Below are 18,363 nucleotides of genomic sequence, written 5' to 3' on the forward strand. Positions count from 1 at the left end.
TTAGGAGATTTATGAAAAAGAAAAGTTTTTTAGGATGGTATTAGTATAACTTGGAGAGCTTAAAGGAAACTTAAGGAATCTAAAAAACATCCAATTTCTTGGATGCTTTGTAAATTCTTAATGACGGAAGTGACGAACGCCTGTAAAGATCATGGTCAAACCATGTTTATCCGCAGCTTCGATTGACTCTTGGTCACGGACTGATCCACCCGGTTGGATGATCGCTTTAATACCTGCTTTGGCGATTTCTTCCACGTTATCCGCAAATGGGAAGAAAGCATCTGAAGCAAGAACAGCGCCGTCAAGACGGTTTTTAGCTTGGTCAATAGCAATACGGACTGAAGCCACTCGATTGGTTTGACCTGGGCCAACACCAAGTGTCATGTGGTCATTAGTTACAATAATGCCGTTTGATTTGACGTACTTGATAGCTTTCCAAGCAAACTCAAGAGCTGTTGCTTCTGTCTCAGTTGGTTGGCGTTTCGTCACCACTTGCCAGTCAGCTGGGATTTCTTTCACCACGTCTTGGTTTTGAACGAGGAGACCACCAACAACACCGGTGTATTCTGCTTCCACTTCGCTAGCATCTTGAGCGTCAAATGGCAACTCAAGGATACGCAAGTTTTTCTTCTTGGTTGTCAAGATTTCAAGCGCTTCGTCTGTGTAGCTTGGTGCAATGATGATTTCAAGGAAGACACCGTGCATTTTCTTAGCTGTCGCAGCGTCCACTTCACGGTTGAGGACTACGATTCCACCAAAGATTGATACTGGGTCAGCTTCATAAGCATAGTCCCAAGCTGTTTCGATGTCGTCAGCTTGACCGATACCACATGGGTTCATGTGTTTGAGAGCCACAACTGTTGGACGGTCTTTGAAATCACGGATGATACGGATAGCGGCATCAGCGTCACGGATATTGTTGAATGACAATTCTTTACCGTTAAGCTGTTTAGCTGAAGCAATTGAGTAAGCTGTTGGCAAACCTTTTTGGTAGAAGTCTGCGTCTTGTTGAGGGTTTTCACCGTAACGCATTGGTTGCTTAAGGTCATAAGTCAAAGTGAGTTTTTCAGGTTTTGTTTCACCCACTTGAGCTGTGAAGTATTCTGCAATCAAAGCGTCGTATGAAGCTGTATGACGGTATACTTTTGCTGCCAAACGTTGGCGAGTTTCGTAGCTTGTTTCGCCGTTCGCTGACAATTCGTCAAGAACAACAGCATAATCAGCAGGATCTACCACAACTGTTACGCTAGCGTGATTTTTAGCTGCTGAACGAAGCATTGATGGACCACCGATATCAATGTTTTCAACCGCATCAGCGTAAGTCACATCTGGTTTGAGGATGGTTTCCTTGAATGGATAAAGGTTTACCACAACAAGGTCGATAAGTTCGATATTATTGTCCTTAGCCGCTTGAAGGTGGCTATCGAGGTCACGACGAGCGAGGAGACCACCGTGGATATTTGGGTGGAGAGTCTTCACACGACCGTCCATCATTTCTGGGAAACCAGTTACATCGTCGATGGCGATAGTGTCTACCCCAGCATTGTCAAGGGCAACCTTTGTCCCACCTGTTGAGATAATATCCCAACCAAGTTTTTTGAGTTCTTGGGCAAATTCAACAATGCCCGCTTTGTCTGAGACGCTGATTAAGGCGCGTTTAGTCATAATTCCTCCTTTGGTAATTCAATTTTTGAAAAATTTTTATCTATTTCGTCAAAAAATTTTTCCACCCTATCTTTGCCAAATTTAGTGATTAAAGCTTCCTTTTGAAACTTAAAACTCTTAATTTTGTCCGTAAAAATAGATTCCATTTTTTCATTATATTCTACAATCATATCCTTATAATTTTCGAGCATCATTTTTTGCAGTTTTTTTGTGAATTCTCTAGTTAAAAAACCTTTGCTTTCATGACCAGTAAATGGGTCTAAAATTTTAGGTAAATATACTACATTCCATGGGGCAGCAAATGCGTAGCAATTAAGTGTTTTACCAAATATATGTGATATTTGGTAATTTACTAATTTCTTTTTCTTATTACTGTTCTTTTTACTATAGTCCGTGTATTTTTGTAAAACAGAAGTTGGCTTTTGGTTATTGCTTTTATCTATTTTAATAAAGTCAATACCATAAACGTGCTTATAAAAACACCTCAGCAATTCCTCAGATTCTCTATCTTTCTTATTACCAAATGTACGAACATAAACAGTATTGCCTCGCTTGTTTATGCCTTTACTTCTTTCATCAATTGACTGTTTTAAATCTTTCCAAGCTTCCCCTGCCTCTGGATACTCAATTTTATAAAGCGAAGTATTTGCAAAATTCCACAGCTCATTTAAGATATCTGTATCAGACATACTTGGAAAGACTTTTTCAAAAAAAAGTTTATAACCATCCAATTCGTTATAATTCATCATTTCCTCTCCACTCCCAAACTATCCAACACCTCTGGATACAACTTGTACTCCGCTTCATGAATGCGGGCTTCAAAGCTTTCAATGGTATCATTAGCTAATCGTGGTACACGTACTTGTTTGATGACCTTACCGGTATCAACGCCAGAATCCACCCAATGAATAGTCACACCAGACTGGTCAACACCTGCATTCCAAGCATCCTCAATACCATGAGCACCTGGAAATTCAGGAAGATAAGCCGGGTGAATATTGATGATACGGCCTTCATAAGCTGCTAGCAAGGTTGGGCCGACGATTTTCATATAACCGGCCAAACAAACCAAATCAATCTGGTGCTCATCCAAGAGTTTGACGATAGCTTCTTCATAAGACGCTTTATTGTCAAATTCTTTGAGTTCAAAAGCATGGCTAGCCACACCAAGGTTTTTGGCACGTTCTAAGACATAGGCATCCCGATGGTCTGAAAAAACAAATTCTACTGGAAATTGTTCCGCAATCACCTGGAAGTTTGAGCCGTTGCCAGAGGCAAAAACAGCAATCCTTTTAGCCATTATTTAATCACCACACTTGCGCCATCTTTCTTCACAATACGACCGATTTCATAAACAGGTTCGTCAAGAAGTTCTTTAACACGTTCAACATTTTCTGGTTTAACCGCAAGCATGAGACCAATACCCATGTTGAAGATTTCAAACATTTCTTCATGTTTGATTTGGCCATATTTTTCAAGGGCTTTGAAAATTGGAAGAACTGGCACTTTGCTTTCATCAATTTCAGCAGCCAAGTCATCTGAGAACATACGTGGTACATTTTCGATGAAACCACCACCTGTGATGTGAGCAATACCGTTAACCAATTCTTCTTTGATGAGTGGCAAAGCTGCTTTGACGTAGATACGAGTTGGTTCAAGAAGAACGTCTTTAAGTTTTTTGCCTTCAAGTTCTGGAAGAACTTCTTCACCTGTGTAATCAGAAAAGACACGACGCACGAGTGAGTAACCATTTGAGTGGATACCACTTGAAGAAAGTCCAAGAAGCACGTCACCTTCAGCTACTTTTGAGCCGTCGATGATTTGAGATTTTTCTGCGATACCTACCGCGAAACCTGCCAAATCATAGTCGTCTTCACCATACATACCAGGCATTTCAGCAGTTTCACCACCAATAAGGGCTGCACCAGCTTGCACACAACCTTCAGCAACACCAGCAACGACCTGCTCCAATTTAGCTGGTTCATTTTTACCAGTTGCTACGTAGTCAAGGAAGTAAAGGGGCTCAGCACCTGCGGCGATGATATCGTTAACACACATAGCAACACAGTCTTGACCGATAGTATCGTGTTTGTCGTACTTAATAGCAAGCATGAGTTTAGTACCGACACCATCTGTACCTGAGATCAAAACAGGCTCTTTGACACCTGTTTTTGAAAGGTCGAACATACCACCGAAGCCACCGAGAGCTCCCATGACACCTGCACGCTCTGTACGGGCAACGTGTTTTTTGATACGTTCAACAACTTCATAACCTGCTTCAACGTCTACGCCAGACTGCGCGTAAGCATTTTTATTTGTCATTTTATTTATTCCTTTTCTTTTTTCGAGAAAGAGTGCGACGTATTTTTAGATGAACCATCTTTTTATCTAAAAATACTAGTCAGGTCTCTAGCTTTGACCCCATAGGGCAAAGTGTCTACTGACAAATGCTTTAGCTTTTAGTCAGTAGTGAGACGTGGAGCGTAAGCATTTTTAGACATAATTTTTTCCTCTTTTTTCTTCTGCACTGCTCTTAATAGAAAGAAGTGTGTTCTTTCAAACTTTCCAAATAGCGTTCTTCGTAGTCATACAATGGTGTTGGATATTTACCATCAAAGTAAGCCACACAAAGGCCACCGTTTGGTGCATCTGTGTCAATTCCAATAGAATCAATCAAGCCATCAATAGACAAGTAAGTCAAGCTATCCGCACCAATGATTTCGCGTGTTTCCTCAACTGTATGATTGGCCGCAATCAATTCCTTACGTGTTTGAATATCGATACCGTAGAAACATGGGTAGGCAAGGGCTGGGCTACCGATTGCTACGTGGACCTCTGTTGCTCCTGCTTCTTTTAGCAAATTAACGATACGACGTGATGTTGTCCCACGTACAATAGAGTCGTCAATCATAACCACACGTTTGCCTTTAACAACACCTGATACTGCAGAGAGCTTCATACGAACCCCTTGCTCACGTAATTCTTGTGTTGGTTGGATAAAGGTACGTTGGGTATATTGGTTTTTAATCAAGCCCATTTCATTTGGCAAGCCTGATTCTTCCGCAAATCCCATGGCTGCACTAAGTGATGAATTAGGCACACCAACGACAATATCTGCTTCATGTTTGAATTCACGTGCCAATTGAGCACCCATACGTTTACGAGCTGTATGGACATTGACCCCTTGGATATTTGAATCAGGACGGGCAAAGTAGATATACTCCATTGAACAAACAGCTAATTGTGTGTCCGTTGTATAGTTATCGTAAGTGATGCCGTTATCATCGATGATAACAACTTCACCTGGATTTACATCGCGAATCCACTCTGCTCCAACCACTTCAAAGGCACAGGTTTCAGATGAAACCACAATAGCTCCATTGGCCATCTTACCAATAGAAAGGGGACGGAAACCATTTGGATCCAAAGCTGCAATTAGCTTGTCCTCAAGCATGAGGAGGTAAGCAAATCCACCTTTAACAGTGTCCAAGGCTTCTTTCACCTTCCCCATAAAGGATGGGTTGTGGCTACGACGAATCAAGTGAGCCAAAATTTCTGAGTCAGAAGTTGAGCTAAAGATTGCCCCATTTTTTTCCAATTCACGTCTAAGTGACTCTGCATTGGTCAAGTTCCCGTTGTGGGCAAGTCCAAACTGATTATCATAAAACTTAAACAAGAAAGGTTGAATATTATCTACAGAAGCTTCACCAGCAGTCGCATAACGAACATGACCGATAGCAGCCGTTCCAGTTAGCTTATCCAAGTTGGCTGGATCACGGAAAACTTCTGAGAGAAGCCCCATATCACGATGACGCTTCAATTGACCCGCATCATTTGAGAGAATTCCTGCTCCCTCTTGACCACGGTGTTGGAGACTGTGAAGTCCGAAATAAGTTAATTTGGCAGCATCCGGGTGACCCCAGATACCAAAAACACCACATTCTTCATTAAGAGATTTAACTTCGTATGTCATTTTTTATACCTTTTATTTTTGATATTTTCCTAATGTTATGCAAACGAAAAACTGTTCCTAGCCTCTCATTTCACTAATGTGAACTCAAGTTTTCAAGCTCTTTAGAACTACTGCTACATTGAAAAATATCATTACTGAGTGCACTTGGCACTCTATTATTTTCCAGTAAAGTATTTAACCGCTGACGCAAAGAGGTGTTGGTCTTTATTTCCTGGAATATTTTGGAAGAGACCGTCTTCGAAACGTTCTGAGTGACCCATCTTACCAATAATTTGACCGTTCTTACTTGTGATACCTTCGATAGCATTCACAGATCCGTTAGGATTGTATTTAGAATCCATGCTTGGTTTACCTTCGAAGTCAACATATTGGGTAAAGATTTGACCATTGTCACGAAGCTCTGCAAATTCCTCAGCTGTCACGACAAATTTACCTTCACCGTGTGATACTGGGATGGCATGGATGTCACCAACTTCTACTCCAGCAAGCCATGGTGAGTTAGTGTTGGCAATACGTGTTTCAACCATCTTAGCCACGTGTTGGTTGGCATCATTGTAGAAGAGTGTTGGACTCGTGCTGCTTGCATCTTCAAAGTTACCGTATGGAAGAAGACCTGATTTGACAAGAGCTTGGAATCCGTTACAGATACCAATAATCAAACCACCACGTTCGATGAAGCTATCAATGGCTGCACGTACTTTTTCATTGAGCAAGATGTTAACGATAAATTTAGCTGATCCATCTGGTTCATCCGCTGCTGAGAAGCCACCTGCAAAGAAGATAATATTAGCTTTTTCGATATTGTCAACCATAGTGTCAACAGACTTGACAATAGCTTCTTCATTAAGTGTTACAAATGGTACCAAGTTGACTTTTGCACCTTCTTTTTCAAAGGCCTTAGCTGAATCGTACTCAGAGTTAGTACCTGGGAATACTGGGATGTAAACCACTGGTGTCTCAACTGTTTCTTTAGCTTTGATAACAGCGTCTGATGCCACTGCAGGTACTTCTTCCAACTCAGTTGCTTGTGCAAATTCCGTTGGGTAAACTTCTTCCAATTTACCTTGGAAAGCACTGTCAAGTTTGTGTCCATCAAGCGTTACACCATTGACAGTAAGTGTAAAGTCAGCTGCTGTTTGTCCAATCTTGGCAACACCTGAAATCTCTTCCGGAGATGTGAAGACGAATCCACCCAATTGAGCTGTCAAGGCAGTCTCAAGATTTTCAAGGGTTACAGTGGCACCAATATGGTTACCAAATGTTGCAAGGGCAAGTGCTTCAACGACACCACCATATTTGACAGCTGATGCAGATGTCACTTTATGGTCAGCTTGGATGGCTTCAAACTTAGCAAAGTTAGACTTGATGAGATCGAAGTTAATTTCTTGTGCCAAAGCTTGACCAGGAATGTAGTAAATATTTTCACCCGCAGCTTTGAATTCTGGAGAAAGAACCTTACGGCTATCTGCAGTTGTTACCCCAAAAGCAACCAAGGTTGGTGGTACTGTCAATTCTTCAAAGGTACCAGACATAGAGTCTTTACCACCGATAGATGGCAAACCAAGTTGAATCTGAGCTTCGATTGATCCAAGGAGAGCTGATACTGGTTGACCAAAGCGCTCTGCTTGTTTATCCATACGCTCGAAATATTCTTGATAAGAGAAACGAGCCTTAGACCAGTTTGCACCAGCAGCAACCAAGCGAGCGGTTGCTTCGATGACCGCATAAGCCGCACCATGATATGGAGACCATTCTGCTACATAAGGGTTGAACCCTTGCGCCATGACAGAAGCAGTTGTTGTCACACCATGTTGGACTGGCAATTTCTGTACAGAAGCTTCAGTTGGTGTGATTTGGTAGCGACCACCAAGTGGGTGATTGACTGTTGAACGACCAACTGAGCTATCGAAGATGGTTTGTAAACCTTTTTGACTGGCATGGTTAAGGTCAGCCAAGACTTCAAGAGTATCAGCTTCAAGGGTTTCAGCAGATGTTTGACGTTCTTCTGGAAGCTTGACATCCTTGTCAACTACCTTAGCATCTACAACTACACGCACACCATTTGTATCAAGGAAACGACGTTCCAAATCAACGATGGTTTCACCATTCCAGTGCATAACAAGATTTGGTTTTTCAGTCACTGTCGCAACGACAACAGCATCAATATTTTCTTTGTTACATTCAGCAACGAAGGCACCTACATCTTCTGGACGAACCACTACGGCCATACGTTCTTGAGATTCAGAGATGGCAATTTCTGTACCGTTCAAACCTTGGTATTTCAATGGTACTTTGTCTAGATCAATTTCAAGACCATCTGCCAATTCACCGATAGCCACACAGACACCACCAGCACCAAAGTCATTTGATTTCTTGATTAGACGTGTCACATCCCCATTACGGAAAAGACGTTGAATCTTACGTTCTTCGATGGCATTCCCTTTTTGAACCTCAGCACCAGCTGTTTCAACAGATTCGACCGTTTGAACTTTAGAAGAACCTGTCGCACCACCGACACCGTCACGTCCAGTCTTACCACCGAGCAAGATAATCACATCACCTGCTTCAGGTTTTTCACGGACCACATTTTCCTTAGGAGCCGCACCGACAACTGCACCTAGCTCCATACGCTTAGCAACGAAACCTGGGTGGAAGTATTCACGAACGTAAGTTGTTGCAAGACCAATTTGGTTACCGTATGAAGAATAACCGTGTGCCGCTGTTTTAGAAATCACTTGTTGTGGCAATTTACCAGCACGAGTTTCAGCAATTGGTGTTGTAATATCACCAGCACCTGAGATACGCATGGCTTGGTAAACGTATGAACGACCTGACAATGGATCACGAATGGCACCACCGATACAAGTAGCCGCTCCACCAAATGGTTCAATCTCAGTTGGGTGGTTGTGAGTTTCGTTCTTGAACATGAGAAGCCATGGTTCTTTCACGCCATTGACATCCACTTCAATTTCAACTGAGCAAGCATTGATTTCATCAGACACTTCCATGTCATCCAAACGACCATTAGCACGCTCATAGCGACCAAAAATAGTCGCCATATCCATCAAGGTTTGAGGTTTTTCTGTACGTCCCAACTCATCACGCATGGCAATATACTTGTCATAAGTCGCTTGCAATTGTTTTTCAAATTTAGAAGCTGAGAAGTCAATGTTTTTCAACTCAGTCTCGAAAGTTGTGTGACGGCAGTGGTCAGACCAGTAAGTATCCAAAACCTTCAACTCAGTCTCAGTTGGCACACGTCCAATAGATTTGAAGTAATCTTGAATGAAGAGAAGGTCATCCACTTCCATGGCCAATCCTTGCTCAGCTTTATACTTAGCAAAATCTTCTGCCGTATAAGTTTCAAAGAAATCCAAGCTTGGAATGGTCTTGTCAGACTCAGAGAAATCCTGTTTAGCAATACCAACAGTGATATCTTTGAAACGAGAATCCACTGGATTCAAAAGGTAGTTTTTGACAGCTTCCAACTCATTCGCATCAATATCCTTATTGACCAAGTAAAGTTGCGCTGTGTTCACCGTTACATCATTTGAACTACCAAGCAAAAGCAAAGCTTCCTGTGAAGATGCCGCACGTTGGTCAAATTGACCAGGCAAACTTTCGATAGCAAAGAAAGCATACTTCTCAAGATCAGCCTTAACCGCAGCTTCATCCAAAACAGTATCGGTCACTTGCTCAGAGAAGATGTGTTTTTCCGCACGCGCAAACAAGTCCTCTGCCAAATTAAAGACATCGTAAACTTGAACAATACGAAGATCATTCAAAGTTTTCAACTGAAGATTATGCTTTAATTCTTTTACTAAAGAGTGAGATTTCACGCGAAAATCAGCTTTTTTCTCAACGAAAATACGTTTATCCATTTTATTTCCTTTATCTATTTCTACTTAAAGATTGTAGTGAAGACCAAGTATTCTATTTGTAAAAGGCTACTTCAATCCTTGCAATTTTTCCAATACAACTTCATAAACATCTGTCAAGCTACCAAGATCACGACGGAAGACATCCTTGTCCATATGGTGCCCTTCAGCATCCCAAAGGCGGCAGTTATCTGGTGAGAATTCATCTGCCAAGATAATCTTGCCATCCTTATCAAAACCAAATTCCAATTTGAAGTCAATCAAGCGAAGACCAATTTGTGCAAACCAATCTTTTAGTAATTCATTGATACGACGCGTTTCTTCCTTGATATAAGCAATTTGTTCATCATTAGCAATATCCAAGAACTTTACATGCTCATCATTGATGAATGGGTCATCCAAATCATCGTTCTTGTAGTAAAATTCAACGATTGGAGTTTTCAAGTCCAAACCTTCTTCAACGCCAAAACGTTTAGAGAAAGAACCCGCAGTCACATTACGAAGAACAACCTCCAAAGGAATGATAGTAACTTTCTTGTTAAGTTGTTCGGTATCAGAAATACGTTCGATAAAGTGAGTAGCTACACCCGCAGCATTCAATTTTTCAAAAATAAGAGACGAAATCTGATTATTTAGCACACCTTTTCCCTTAATAGTCTCCTTACGAGCACCATTAAGCATGGTTGCCTGGTCCTTATAGACCGACTTAATCACATTTTCGTCTTCTGTACTATAAATATCTTTAGCTTTCCCAGTATAAATCAGTTGGTTTGACATGGAATTGTTCGCCTTTCAAGTTTATTCGTCTTAATTATACCACACCAGAATCCAAAAACCAACATATAGCAAACTTTATTACTTGGGTAAAAAAACAACGTTCGTGTTTTAGTTCTTTTTTAGAGTTTCTTAATAAATAATGTATAGAAAAAAGGAGTGTGACAGAACTAAATCCATATAATATTTAGTTTCTTGCCTCACTCCAATAAAATGGTAACCCTATAATACTCAGTCACCATATTATGATATTCATTTAGAATCTAGCTCCTTCCTGCTAGATTTCTTATCCTTTATTCAATTCCTCAGACAAATAGTCCAACAAATCAGCTACCTTAACCATATGGTCAATAGTATCATCGGAAATCTCAAGGTCGAACTCATCCTCCAAATTAATAATGAATTCCATAAGCTCTATTGAATCCACACCCAAGTCATCTAATTTGGTGTCTTCGGTTAAAACAATCTCCTCTTTACCCATCTGCTCTTGAATTACGAGCTGCATTTTCTGAAGAATTTCTACTCTACTCATCAGTTAGCCTCCTCTTTTGGACTAAAGGCTTCAACTAGCTGCTCAACAACCTTAGTATCAAGCATCGTACGAACCTGCTTAATGGTGTAGTAAACCGCCTTAGCATCACTAGATCCGTGACATTTTACTACAGGAGCTTTAAGACCAAAGAGAACAGCACCTCCAGCACTAGAGTAATCCATAGTCTCTTTCATACCTTTTAAGCTGTCTTTCAATAGGAAAGCACCTAGCTTAGCTTTAAGACCACCATTCATGATAGCTGACTTAAGAGTCTTCATGGCACCAAGTCCCGTTCCTTCAATTGCCTTAAGAACCGCATTTCCTGTGAAACCATCAGCAACTACCACGTCAGCAGCACCAGACATGAGTTCACGCGCCTCAACATTACCAACAAAGTTAATACTTGGCTCTTTAGATAAAAGCTCAAAAGCCTCTTTCCGGAGACTATCACCCTTTGTTTCCTCAGTCCCATTATTAAGGAGACCTACACGAGGATTGGCAATTCCACGCACATTTTTAGCATAGAAAGAACCTAAAATAGCATATTGATGTAGATGATTAGCTGTATTTTCAGCATTAGCCCCTAGATCAAGCATGTCAAAAGGTTGACCAGTAAAACTTGGCATTGTGGACATAAGACCTGGACGCTCAACTCCCTTAATACGTCCGACTACGAAGAGACCTGCAGCCAAAAGAGCACCTGTATTTCCCGCAGAAATCACAGCATCTGCTTTTTTCTCCTTAACAGCCTGTGCACCCAAGACCATTGAAGCTTTTTTCTTCTTGCGAATAGCTTTAGCGGGCTCATCATCTGAGTTAATCTTTTCGTCGGTATGCACAATACTCACACGTTCAGACGCTGTCAAATAAGTCTTAATTTTAGCTTCATCACCATAAAGCTGGATTTCAATATCTTTGAAATCTGCTATAGCTTGGTTGACTCCCTCTACAATTGCTTGTGGCGCATTATCGCCACCCATAGCATCCACTGCAATTACATGCATAGCTTTCTCCCTCTCGTCCTCTGCTTTAAAAAATAGGATTAGATTTCTATCAATAAATATTAAGTAACTAAAATAGACTAGTTCACTATTCCTAGCAGAGTCTTTCAGCTTATTATCTTCCTATTATAGCACGAACTGACCTGCATTTTAACCCCTGAGACTGAAAACCATTACTTTCCTGTTTCACGTGAAACAAAAAGAAGATAATGTCTAGTCAGCACTATCTTCTTTATTCATAATATGGCCCCAAGAATTTAGATTATCAATAAATTTCTTACTCTTTAGATGTATTCCGACATAATTATCATAGAGTTCATCGATAAATTGTCGTAGCTTTCGTTTCATATCATCCTTAACAGATATACTTCTCAATTCTTCAAAGGAAAGCCCCTGGAAGCGATCTAAAAGATAGGGTACATTAGGATCCAGATGACTACGCCTTTCATCCTCTGAATAGTGGTTGGGACAAAGTAACCCCGAAAATCTATATGAAAAATCAAAAGGAAGGCCAACACGATGACAAAAGACACACTCGTGAAAATTCAATCTTACCCCGAAACGGTCTAAAACCTGAATCTCAAAGATATTAGTCAAGATTTCATAATCCAAGCCTTCTTCCATTAATTCAAGCGTCTTCTCTAAGAATGCAAATAATTGTGCATCTACCACACCGTCAGCAATAGCAGCATCCGTCAGAGCAGCTAAATAAGTCGCATAAGACAGCTTGAAAATATCGCTTGTAATTTCCTTAAAGGATTCTGCTTGGCTATAATCCTCTATGAAAGATAAGCCCTCATCATTTACAGTCATCATGAATTCAGCGATGGTTAAAGGTTGAATCACAGCACTTAATTTACCTGACCCACCACCTCTAACAAAAAACATCCGTTTCCCAGCTTGCTCGGTAAAAATCTTAACTAGCTTATCATTCTCACGATAATTACGATTGAAGAGGACAAGTCCTCTACTCTCAAGCTTCTGCATGTTCTTCCATAAACACTTTCAAACGAGCCATAGCTGTTTCAATAGTATCCATGCTAGCTGCATACGACAAACGAACATAGCCTTCGCCATACTTCCCAAAAGCAACCCCTGGGATAATCGCAATAGCTTTTTCACGAGCAAAGTCTTGACAGAACTTAAAGGAATCTTGAGTATAGCCTTCTGGAATCTTAGCAAAGATATAGAAAGCACCATCAGGTTTAATAATTTTGAAACCAAGTTCAGTCATTTTTTCAAGAATATAATCACGACGCTTCAAATACTCAACTTTCATTGGTTGGGCATCATCTTTACCAGCAGATAAGGCTTCAATAGCTGCAAATTGTGCCATAGTAGCTGCAGCTGTTACCAAATACTGGTGACTCTTAATCAACTGAGCCGTCAAGACTGCAGGTGCAAAAATCAAACCAATACGCCAGCCCGTCATCGCATGAGATTTAGACAAACCATTAATCAAAATCGTTTGTTCTGGCAAATACTCAGCAATAGATACATGTTGGTCCACATAAGTTAGCTCAGAGTAAACTTCATCGCTAACAACAAAAATATCGTATTTTTTCAGAACTTCAGCCAAATCTTTAATCTGTTGACGTGAGTAAGTCACACCTGTTGGGTTAGTTGGGTAGTTAAGCAAAACAGCTTTAAGCTTATCTCCCTGCTCCAAAATTGCCTTTTCTAACATCTCCGGAGTCAAAACAAAATCATTAGCTGTTGTATCAATTTCAACAATTTCAGCACCAACTAGATTTGCAATCGGCTCATATCCAGGATAGGCTGGTGCAGGTAAAAGAATCGTATCTCCTGGCTCCAAAATAGCAGTCAATGTTGCAGAAAGGGCTTCTGTAGCTCCAATAGTCACCAAGATTTCATTATCTGGGTTATAAGTAAGATTATATTTTTCCTTAACAAAATCTGCCGCAGCTTGACGCAAAGCAGGAAGTCCTGCCATACCTGTATAGTGAGACTGGTTAGCATCGATAGCAGCTTTAGCTGCTTCTTTCACATGATCTGGAGTCGTAAAATCAGGTTCACCAAGTGTCAACTTTTTGATACCTGGTACATCTGAAATTGATTGGTCAAACTGACGAATCATCGAAACTTCAATCTTATCTAAATTTTTATTAAAACGTTGTGTTAAATCCATCACTGTCACCTCTTTGCAATTATGCCTTACATTATATCAAAAACTCAAACGCATTTAAACACCAAAAAAAGCTAGCCCAAGCTAGCTTTAGTCTATTTATGGCCCATTTCAAACAAAGGTGACAATGGACGTTTTTCATGAATACGAATAATTGCCTCTGAAATCAAATCAGCAATTGAAATTTGTTCAATCTTATCAATCAAACGTTCTTCTGGAAGATAAATCGTGTCCAATACAACAAGCTTCTCAATAGCAGATTTTTGAATATTATCAAGTGCTGGACCTGACAATACAGGGTGAGTACATGAGGCATAGACATGAGTTGCACCAGCTTCAGCAAGCGCATCCGCCGCATGACAGATTGTACCTGCAGTATCAATCATATCATCAATCAAGATACATGTTTTACCTTCAACGTTACCAATGATATTCATAACCTCAGAAGTGTTCATTTTATCAACACTACGACGTTTATCAATGATTGCGATTGGTGTTTTCAAACATTGAGCAAGTTTTCGTGCACGAGTCACACCACCATGGTCTGGAGAAACAACAACAACATCATCTCCAGTAAGACCAGCACGATCAAAGTAATCTGCAATAAGTGGTGCACCCATCAAATGATCTACAGGAATATCAAAGAATCCTTGAATTTGAGAAGCATGGAGGTCAACTGTCAAAAGTCGATCAACACCTGCAACCTCAAGCATATTAGCAACCAATTTAGATGTGATTGGCTCACGTGAACGTGCCTTACGGTCTTGACGTGCATAACCATAATAAGGCATAACAACACTGATTGTTTCTGCACTTGCACGTTTTAGCGCATCAACCATAATCAAGATTTCCATCAAATTATCATTTACAGGAGAGCTTGTAGATTGAAGAATAAAAACGTGATGACCACGGATAGATTCTTCAATATTAACTTGAATCTCACCATCTGAAAATTCACGAACACTTGATTTTCCGAGTTCAATACCCATTTTATCAGCAACTTTTGCTGCTAATTCCTGGTTAGACGATAAAGCAAACAACTTCAAATTCGTATAAGACATGATTTCCTCCAAAATATCTACTAAACCATTCTACCTTTTTTTAGATTGATTTTCAATGCAAAATAAATGGTGTCACAGTAACTTAATAAGACTAAAAAGATTTAACCTTAACCTCGACATTTTCCCGGCTAAAAGTAATTCCAGAAAGTAAAGACATTTTGCTATAAAATAAAAACGATTCGAGAAAATTCGAATCGCCTTCTTGTAGTCATTATGGGTAAATATAGTATACAGAACCACCATGAGCTGAAGATGTTGGATCAAATGTACCACGGTAGTTACCGATTGACATGTTACCAGCATAGTTTGATTCCATAACTTGAATTGAATTTGCACCTGATGCTGATGTTACGTAAGCTACGTGACCATAACCACCACCATCATTTGGCCAAACCGCAATTGCTCCGGCTACAGGAGTTGTACCAACTGAGTGGCCAGCTGCTTGTGCGCTAGCAATCCAGTTTTTAGCATTACCCCAGTAGTTACCAACCCATGAAGCTAATGATTTAGCACCCCAAGTACATTGACCAACAGGATATGTATTAGGAGTTGAGGCAGCTGATACCTTAGGTGTTTCAGCTGCTGGAGCTGGTGCTTCTGAAGCTGTAGGTGCTTGACTTGCTGGTGCTTCTGAAGTTGCTGCAGGTGCTTCGCTAGCAGGAGCTGGTGCTTCTGAAGCTGCAGGAGCAGCTGATTCTGGTTGTGCTTCAGATGTTGCTGGAGCAGCAGGCTCTTGTTGTGCCTCTGAGGCAGCTGATTCTGGCTGTGCTTCAGGCTCTTGTGTTGCTTCTGAAGTTGCAACAGTTGGCTCTTGAGTAGTTTCTGAAGTTTCTGATGAAACAGGTTCTTGTGCTGCTTCTGAGGCTGTTGCTGTTTCTGAAACAGTAGCTTCTGAAGGTTGAGCTACTGCTTCTGAAGTTGCTGCCGCCTCTGATTGAGCTACAAATGCTGCCGCTTCTGAAGATGCTACTGCTTGTGCTGCTGCCTCTGATTCTGCAATTGCTTGAGACTGAGCAACTGATGCTGCAGTTGAAGCTGCCACTGCTTCTGCAGTTGATTTAGCAGAAACAAGTGATGTTTTTTCATCTTGAGCTGTAGCCAATTCTGCAGCCAAAGTAACTTGTGCTGCTTCTAGTTCTGCTTGTTGAGTTGTCAAACCAGCTTCTGTTGTTTCAAGTTCTGCTTTATTAGTTGCAATCTCATTGATAGCAGCTTGGTTTTGTTCTTGTTTTGCAGCAAGCTCTTTTTGATCAGACTCTTGTTTTGTCAACATGTCATTATTAGCTGTAACAACTTTTGAAATAGCTGTGATACGAGTAATAGCTTCAGAGATTGACTTAGAGTTCAAGATAGAGTTGATGTAGCTAGTCGCAGTATTATTTTGTTGAGCACTACGAGCTTGTTTCGCCAAAGAATCTTGACGAGCTACAATTTTACTTGATAATTCTTGAATTTCAGATTCCAAATCTGCTGATACTTTTTCAAGTTCAGCATTTTTAGTTTCCAATTCTGATTTTTGTGTTCTAAGTGTAGATACTTGAGATTGGATTGTAGCAACTTGCGCTTGTGCAGTCTCTTGTTGAGAAGCAAGGTTACTAATTGCGTTATCTGCAGCAGCGATTTGCGAATCATAATCCTCTGCATGTACTGATGCAGCTGCTGATAAGGTTACACCACTTACCAACACTGCTGAAAGAATACGTTTTTTCATAATATAAAATACTACTCCTTTTCGATAAGACCTTTTAATTGTATCAAAAAATGGCGCAAACTTTGTTACGCCAATATTACAGTTCTATTTAAATCTATCAACTGACAGATACAAAAATAATTTTTCAAGAATAGGTTTAATAAAGATAAAGGTCAAAAGATTAAACACTATACTAGGACTTAGTTGATAAATAATAAAATCCGTCACAGACTCATTGGAGAAACCATAAAATAAGGCAAAGCCAAAATTTATAGTATCAAAGAGAAAGAGGAATAAAAACATTAACAAAAAATCAACATAGGTATTTCTCTTAACAATTCGACCTAGCTGAGTTAACAGATAACATAACAGCGGCAGAGTTAGAATTACTATACCAACTGTTTTGAAATAATAGGTATCATAAAGAAATCCAAAACAAACAAGGTAAAGAAAGGAATACTTATTTGGAAAATCAAGGGTTAAGATAAAAATATAAATAATGAAAAGATGAGATGATAGAAAAAATTCAGGAGATAAATAATGATTAAGTATCATCGAAATATGACCATCCCATAGAAAAGGAACAATACTCAGTAAGAAAGGAATAATAGAATACTTGGATAATTTCATATTATTTACCATCTCCAACTAAAGTAACATAAGAAATTTTATCAAAATCAGCATAAGGTTTTACCCAAATCGTACGATTTCCTTCATAATCACTCACAGAGTCTACAGTACCAATTGGAACATCCTTTACTGATACATCATCAAGACCACTTGTAACTACTTCAGTACCAACCTTAACGTTAGAAGATGAATTGAGTTGTGTCATCTCTAACAGCTTCTTTTTATTATCATAACGAGATATAATCCCGAAAATCTGGTTATCATCGTCTGATTTGACGCTAGAAGCAAGGTAGCTATCACTAGAACTACTAGAAAGTAAAGAAATAGTAGTAGTATCATCATATACCTTAGTTACAAAACCGATTACTCCACCATTAGAAGTTGCTAGCATGGACTTACTAACATTCTTAGACTTACCGACATTAATCGTTAACTCTCTTAACCAAGTAACAGAAGGTCGCATAGAAACTTCAGCAGTGAGAACATTATCACGACTTAGCTTGTCCGAAAGATTAAGCGAAGCTCTTAAAGAATCATTCTCTTCTTGCAAGTTAGAAATAATAGATGATTGATTTTCTAAATTCGATAAAGATTTTTTTAAATCTCGATTCTCATTATAAGTTGATAAGAGATCAGAAATAACATTATGAGATTTTGATAAAGCAGTAAATGGAACTGAAACCACTGAGTCTACTTTGGTAACGAAACCCGAAACATTAGACGAGATACCCTTGGTTAATTTTTTATTAGTAAAGACAAAAGAAAAAAGCATTACAAAAAATAGAAGAATAATAAACCCATAAAGAAGAAAACGATAAAAACTATTTTTCATTTTGTCACCTCGAAAAAAAGAAAACGAATTATCTATAAGATAATTCGTCATAATACTACGGAGAATGGGGGATTCGAACCCCCGCGCCAGTTACCCGACCTAACGATTTAGCAAACCGTCCTCTTCAGCCTCTTGAGTAATTCTCCAATATGGGCACGAGTGGAATCGAACCACCGACCTC

The 18,363-nt window shown here is 39.8% G+C and carries 15 protein-coding genes and 1 tRNA gene; all 16 read right to left on the bottom strand.

Translation table 11 applies throughout. From position 1 onward, the window contains the following. Positions 1-117: 117 nt before the first annotated feature. The 16 genes from purH to HMPREF2979_RS00755 all read right to left on the bottom strand — a co-directional run bounded on the left by purH (position 118) and on the right by HMPREF2979_RS00755 (position 18,328). Entirely contained in the window at positions 118-1,665 is a 1,548-nt protein-coding gene (purH, locus tag HMPREF2979_RS00680; RefSeq protein ID WP_070654636.1) for a bifunctional phosphoribosylaminoimidazolecarboxamide formyltransferase/IMP cyclohydrolase, read from the bottom strand. Next, complete coding sequence (locus HMPREF2979_RS10540) at positions 1,662-2,414, bottom strand: hypothetical protein (protein WP_315968253.1); 753 nt, start codon at positions 2,412-2,414, stop codon at positions 1,662-1,664. Before HMPREF2979_RS10540 ends, purH begins: the two co-directional genes overlap by 4 nt. Continuing rightward, the gene (gene purN / locus HMPREF2979_RS00690) at positions 2,411-2,965 is read right to left on the bottom strand and encodes a phosphoribosylglycinamide formyltransferase (protein WP_070654638.1); all 555 of its coding nucleotides are present in this window, start codon (positions 2,963-2,965) and stop codon (positions 2,411-2,413) included. The genes HMPREF2979_RS10540 and purN overlap by 4 nt, the downstream gene beginning before the upstream one ends. Continuing rightward, entirely contained in the window at positions 2,965-3,987 is a 1,023-nt protein-coding gene (gene purM, locus HMPREF2979_RS00695; RefSeq protein ID WP_070654640.1) for a phosphoribosylformylglycinamidine cyclo-ligase, read from the bottom strand. Before purM ends, purN begins: the two co-directional genes overlap by 1 nt. 211 nt (positions 3,988-4,198) lie before the next feature. Next, positions 4,199-5,638 (bottom strand): amidophosphoribosyltransferase, encoded by a 1,440-nt coding sequence (gene purF, locus HMPREF2979_RS00700; RefSeq protein WP_070654642.1) that lies wholly within the window; start codon positions 5,636-5,638, stop codon positions 4,199-4,201. Positions 5,639-5,793: 155 nt separating this feature from the next. Continuing rightward, positions 5,794-9,519, bottom strand: a complete 3,726-nt coding sequence (locus HMPREF2979_RS00705; RefSeq protein ID WP_070654644.1) for a phosphoribosylformylglycinamidine synthase — start codon at positions 9,517-9,519, stop codon at positions 5,794-5,796. 66 nt (positions 9,520-9,585) lie between these two features. Next, entirely contained in the window at positions 9,586-10,293 is a 708-nt protein-coding gene (purC, locus tag HMPREF2979_RS00710) for a phosphoribosylaminoimidazolesuccinocarboxamide synthase (RefSeq protein ID WP_002886293.1), read from the bottom strand. A 283-nt stretch (positions 10,294-10,576) separates the two neighbouring features. After that, entirely contained in the window at positions 10,577-10,822 is a 246-nt protein-coding gene (locus HMPREF2979_RS00715) for a phosphopantetheine-binding protein (RefSeq protein ID WP_070654646.1), read from the bottom strand. Then, positions 10,822-11,826 carry a phosphate acyltransferase PlsX gene (gene plsX, locus HMPREF2979_RS00720; protein ID WP_070654648.1) on the bottom strand — a complete coding sequence of 335 codons (1,005 nt, stop codon included), beginning with the start codon at positions 11,824-11,826 and terminating at the stop codon, positions 10,822-10,824. Before plsX ends, HMPREF2979_RS00715 begins: the two co-directional genes overlap by 1 nt. A 210-nt stretch (positions 11,827-12,036) precedes the next feature. Beyond that, positions 12,037-12,810, bottom strand: a complete 774-nt coding sequence (gene recO, locus HMPREF2979_RS00725) for a DNA repair protein RecO (RefSeq protein ID WP_070654650.1) — start codon at positions 12,808-12,810, stop codon at positions 12,037-12,039. Continuing rightward, positions 12,797-13,972: a pyridoxal phosphate-dependent aminotransferase gene (locus tag HMPREF2979_RS00730; protein WP_070654652.1), complete on the bottom strand. Its 1,176-nt coding sequence runs from the start codon at positions 13,970-13,972 to the stop codon at positions 12,797-12,799. Before HMPREF2979_RS00730 ends, recO begins: the two co-directional genes overlap by 14 nt. 92 nt (positions 13,973-14,064) lie before the next feature. After that, complete coding sequence (locus HMPREF2979_RS00735) at positions 14,065-15,030, bottom strand: ribose-phosphate diphosphokinase (protein ID WP_002886286.1); 966 nt, start codon at positions 15,028-15,030, stop codon at positions 14,065-14,067. Between the two features lie 211 nt (positions 15,031-15,241). Next, positions 15,242-16,741 (bottom strand): PcsB-like coiled-coil domain-containing protein, encoded by a 1,500-nt coding sequence (locus HMPREF2979_RS00740; protein ID WP_070654654.1) that lies wholly within the window; start codon positions 16,739-16,741, stop codon positions 15,242-15,244. Positions 16,742-16,825: 84 nt separating this feature from the next. After that, on the bottom strand, positions 16,826-17,350 hold the full coding sequence (gene mreD, locus HMPREF2979_RS00745) for a rod shape-determining protein MreD (protein WP_022495821.1): 525 nt from the start codon (positions 17,348-17,350) through the stop codon (positions 16,826-16,828). A gap of 1 nt (position 17,351) precedes the next feature. Then, on the bottom strand, positions 17,352-18,182 hold the full coding sequence (mreC, locus tag HMPREF2979_RS00750) for a rod shape-determining protein MreC (protein ID WP_070654656.1): 831 nt from the start codon (positions 18,180-18,182) through the stop codon (positions 17,352-17,354). Positions 18,183-18,240: 58 nt separating this feature from the next. Continuing rightward, positions 18,241-18,328, bottom strand: a tRNA-Ser gene (locus tag HMPREF2979_RS00755). Positions 18,329-18,363 lie beyond the last annotated feature (35 nt).

Origin of the sequence: Streptococcus sp. HMSC078H12 (genome assembly GCF_001814615.1) — a bacterium.
Lineage (GTDB): Bacteria > Bacillota > Bacilli > Lactobacillales > Streptococcaceae > Streptococcus > Streptococcus salivarius_F.

Coding starts and splice junctions, on each gene's coding strand:
- HMPREF2979_RS00705 (WP_070654644.1), bottom strand. CDS start 9,519: ATGGATAAACGTATTTTCGTTGAGAAAAAAGCTGATTTTCGCGTGAAA.
- purH (WP_070654636.1), bottom strand. CDS start 1,665: ATGACTAAACGCGCCTTAATCAGCGTCTCAGACAAAGCGGGCATTGTT.
- HMPREF2979_RS00730 (WP_070654652.1), bottom strand. CDS start 13,972: ATGGATTTAACACAACGTTTTAATAAAAATTTAGATAAGATTGAAGTT.
- purM (WP_070654640.1), bottom strand. CDS start 3,987: ATGACAAATAAAAATGCTTACGCGCAGTCTGGCGTAGACGTTGAAGCA.
- HMPREF2979_RS00740 (WP_070654654.1), bottom strand. CDS start 16,741: ATGAAAAAACGTATTCTTTCAGCAGTGTTGGTAAGTGGTGTAACCTTA.
- purC (WP_002886293.1), bottom strand. CDS start 10,293: ATGTCAAACCAACTGATTTATACTGGGAAAGCTAAAGATATTTATAGT.
- recO (WP_070654650.1), bottom strand. CDS start 12,810: ATGCAGAAGCTTGAGAGTAGAGGACTTGTCCTCTTCAATCGTAATTAT.
- HMPREF2979_RS00735 (WP_002886286.1), bottom strand. CDS start 15,030: ATGTCTTATACGAATTTGAAGTTGTTTGCTTTATCGTCTAACCAGGAA.
- purF (WP_070654642.1), bottom strand. CDS start 5,638: ATGACATACGAAGTTAAATCTCTTAATGAAGAATGTGGTGTTTTTGGT.
- purN (WP_070654638.1), bottom strand. CDS start 2,965: ATGGCTAAAAGGATTGCTGTTTTTGCCTCTGGCAACGGCTCAAACTTC.
- HMPREF2979_RS00715 (WP_070654646.1), bottom strand. CDS start 10,822: ATGAGTAGAGTAGAAATTCTTCAGAAAATGCAGCTCGTAATTCAAGAG.
- plsX (WP_070654648.1), bottom strand. CDS start 11,826: ATGCATGTAATTGCAGTGGATGCTATGGGTGGCGATAATGCGCCACAA.
- mreC (WP_070654656.1), bottom strand. CDS start 18,182: ATGAAAAATAGTTTTTATCGTTTTCTTCTTTATGGGTTTATTATTCTT.
- HMPREF2979_RS10540 (WP_315968253.1), bottom strand. CDS start 2,414: ATGATGAATTATAACGAATTGGATGGTTATAAACTTTTTTTTGAAAAA.
- mreD (WP_022495821.1), bottom strand. CDS start 17,350: ATGAAATTATCCAAGTATTCTATTATTCCTTTCTTACTGAGTATTGTT.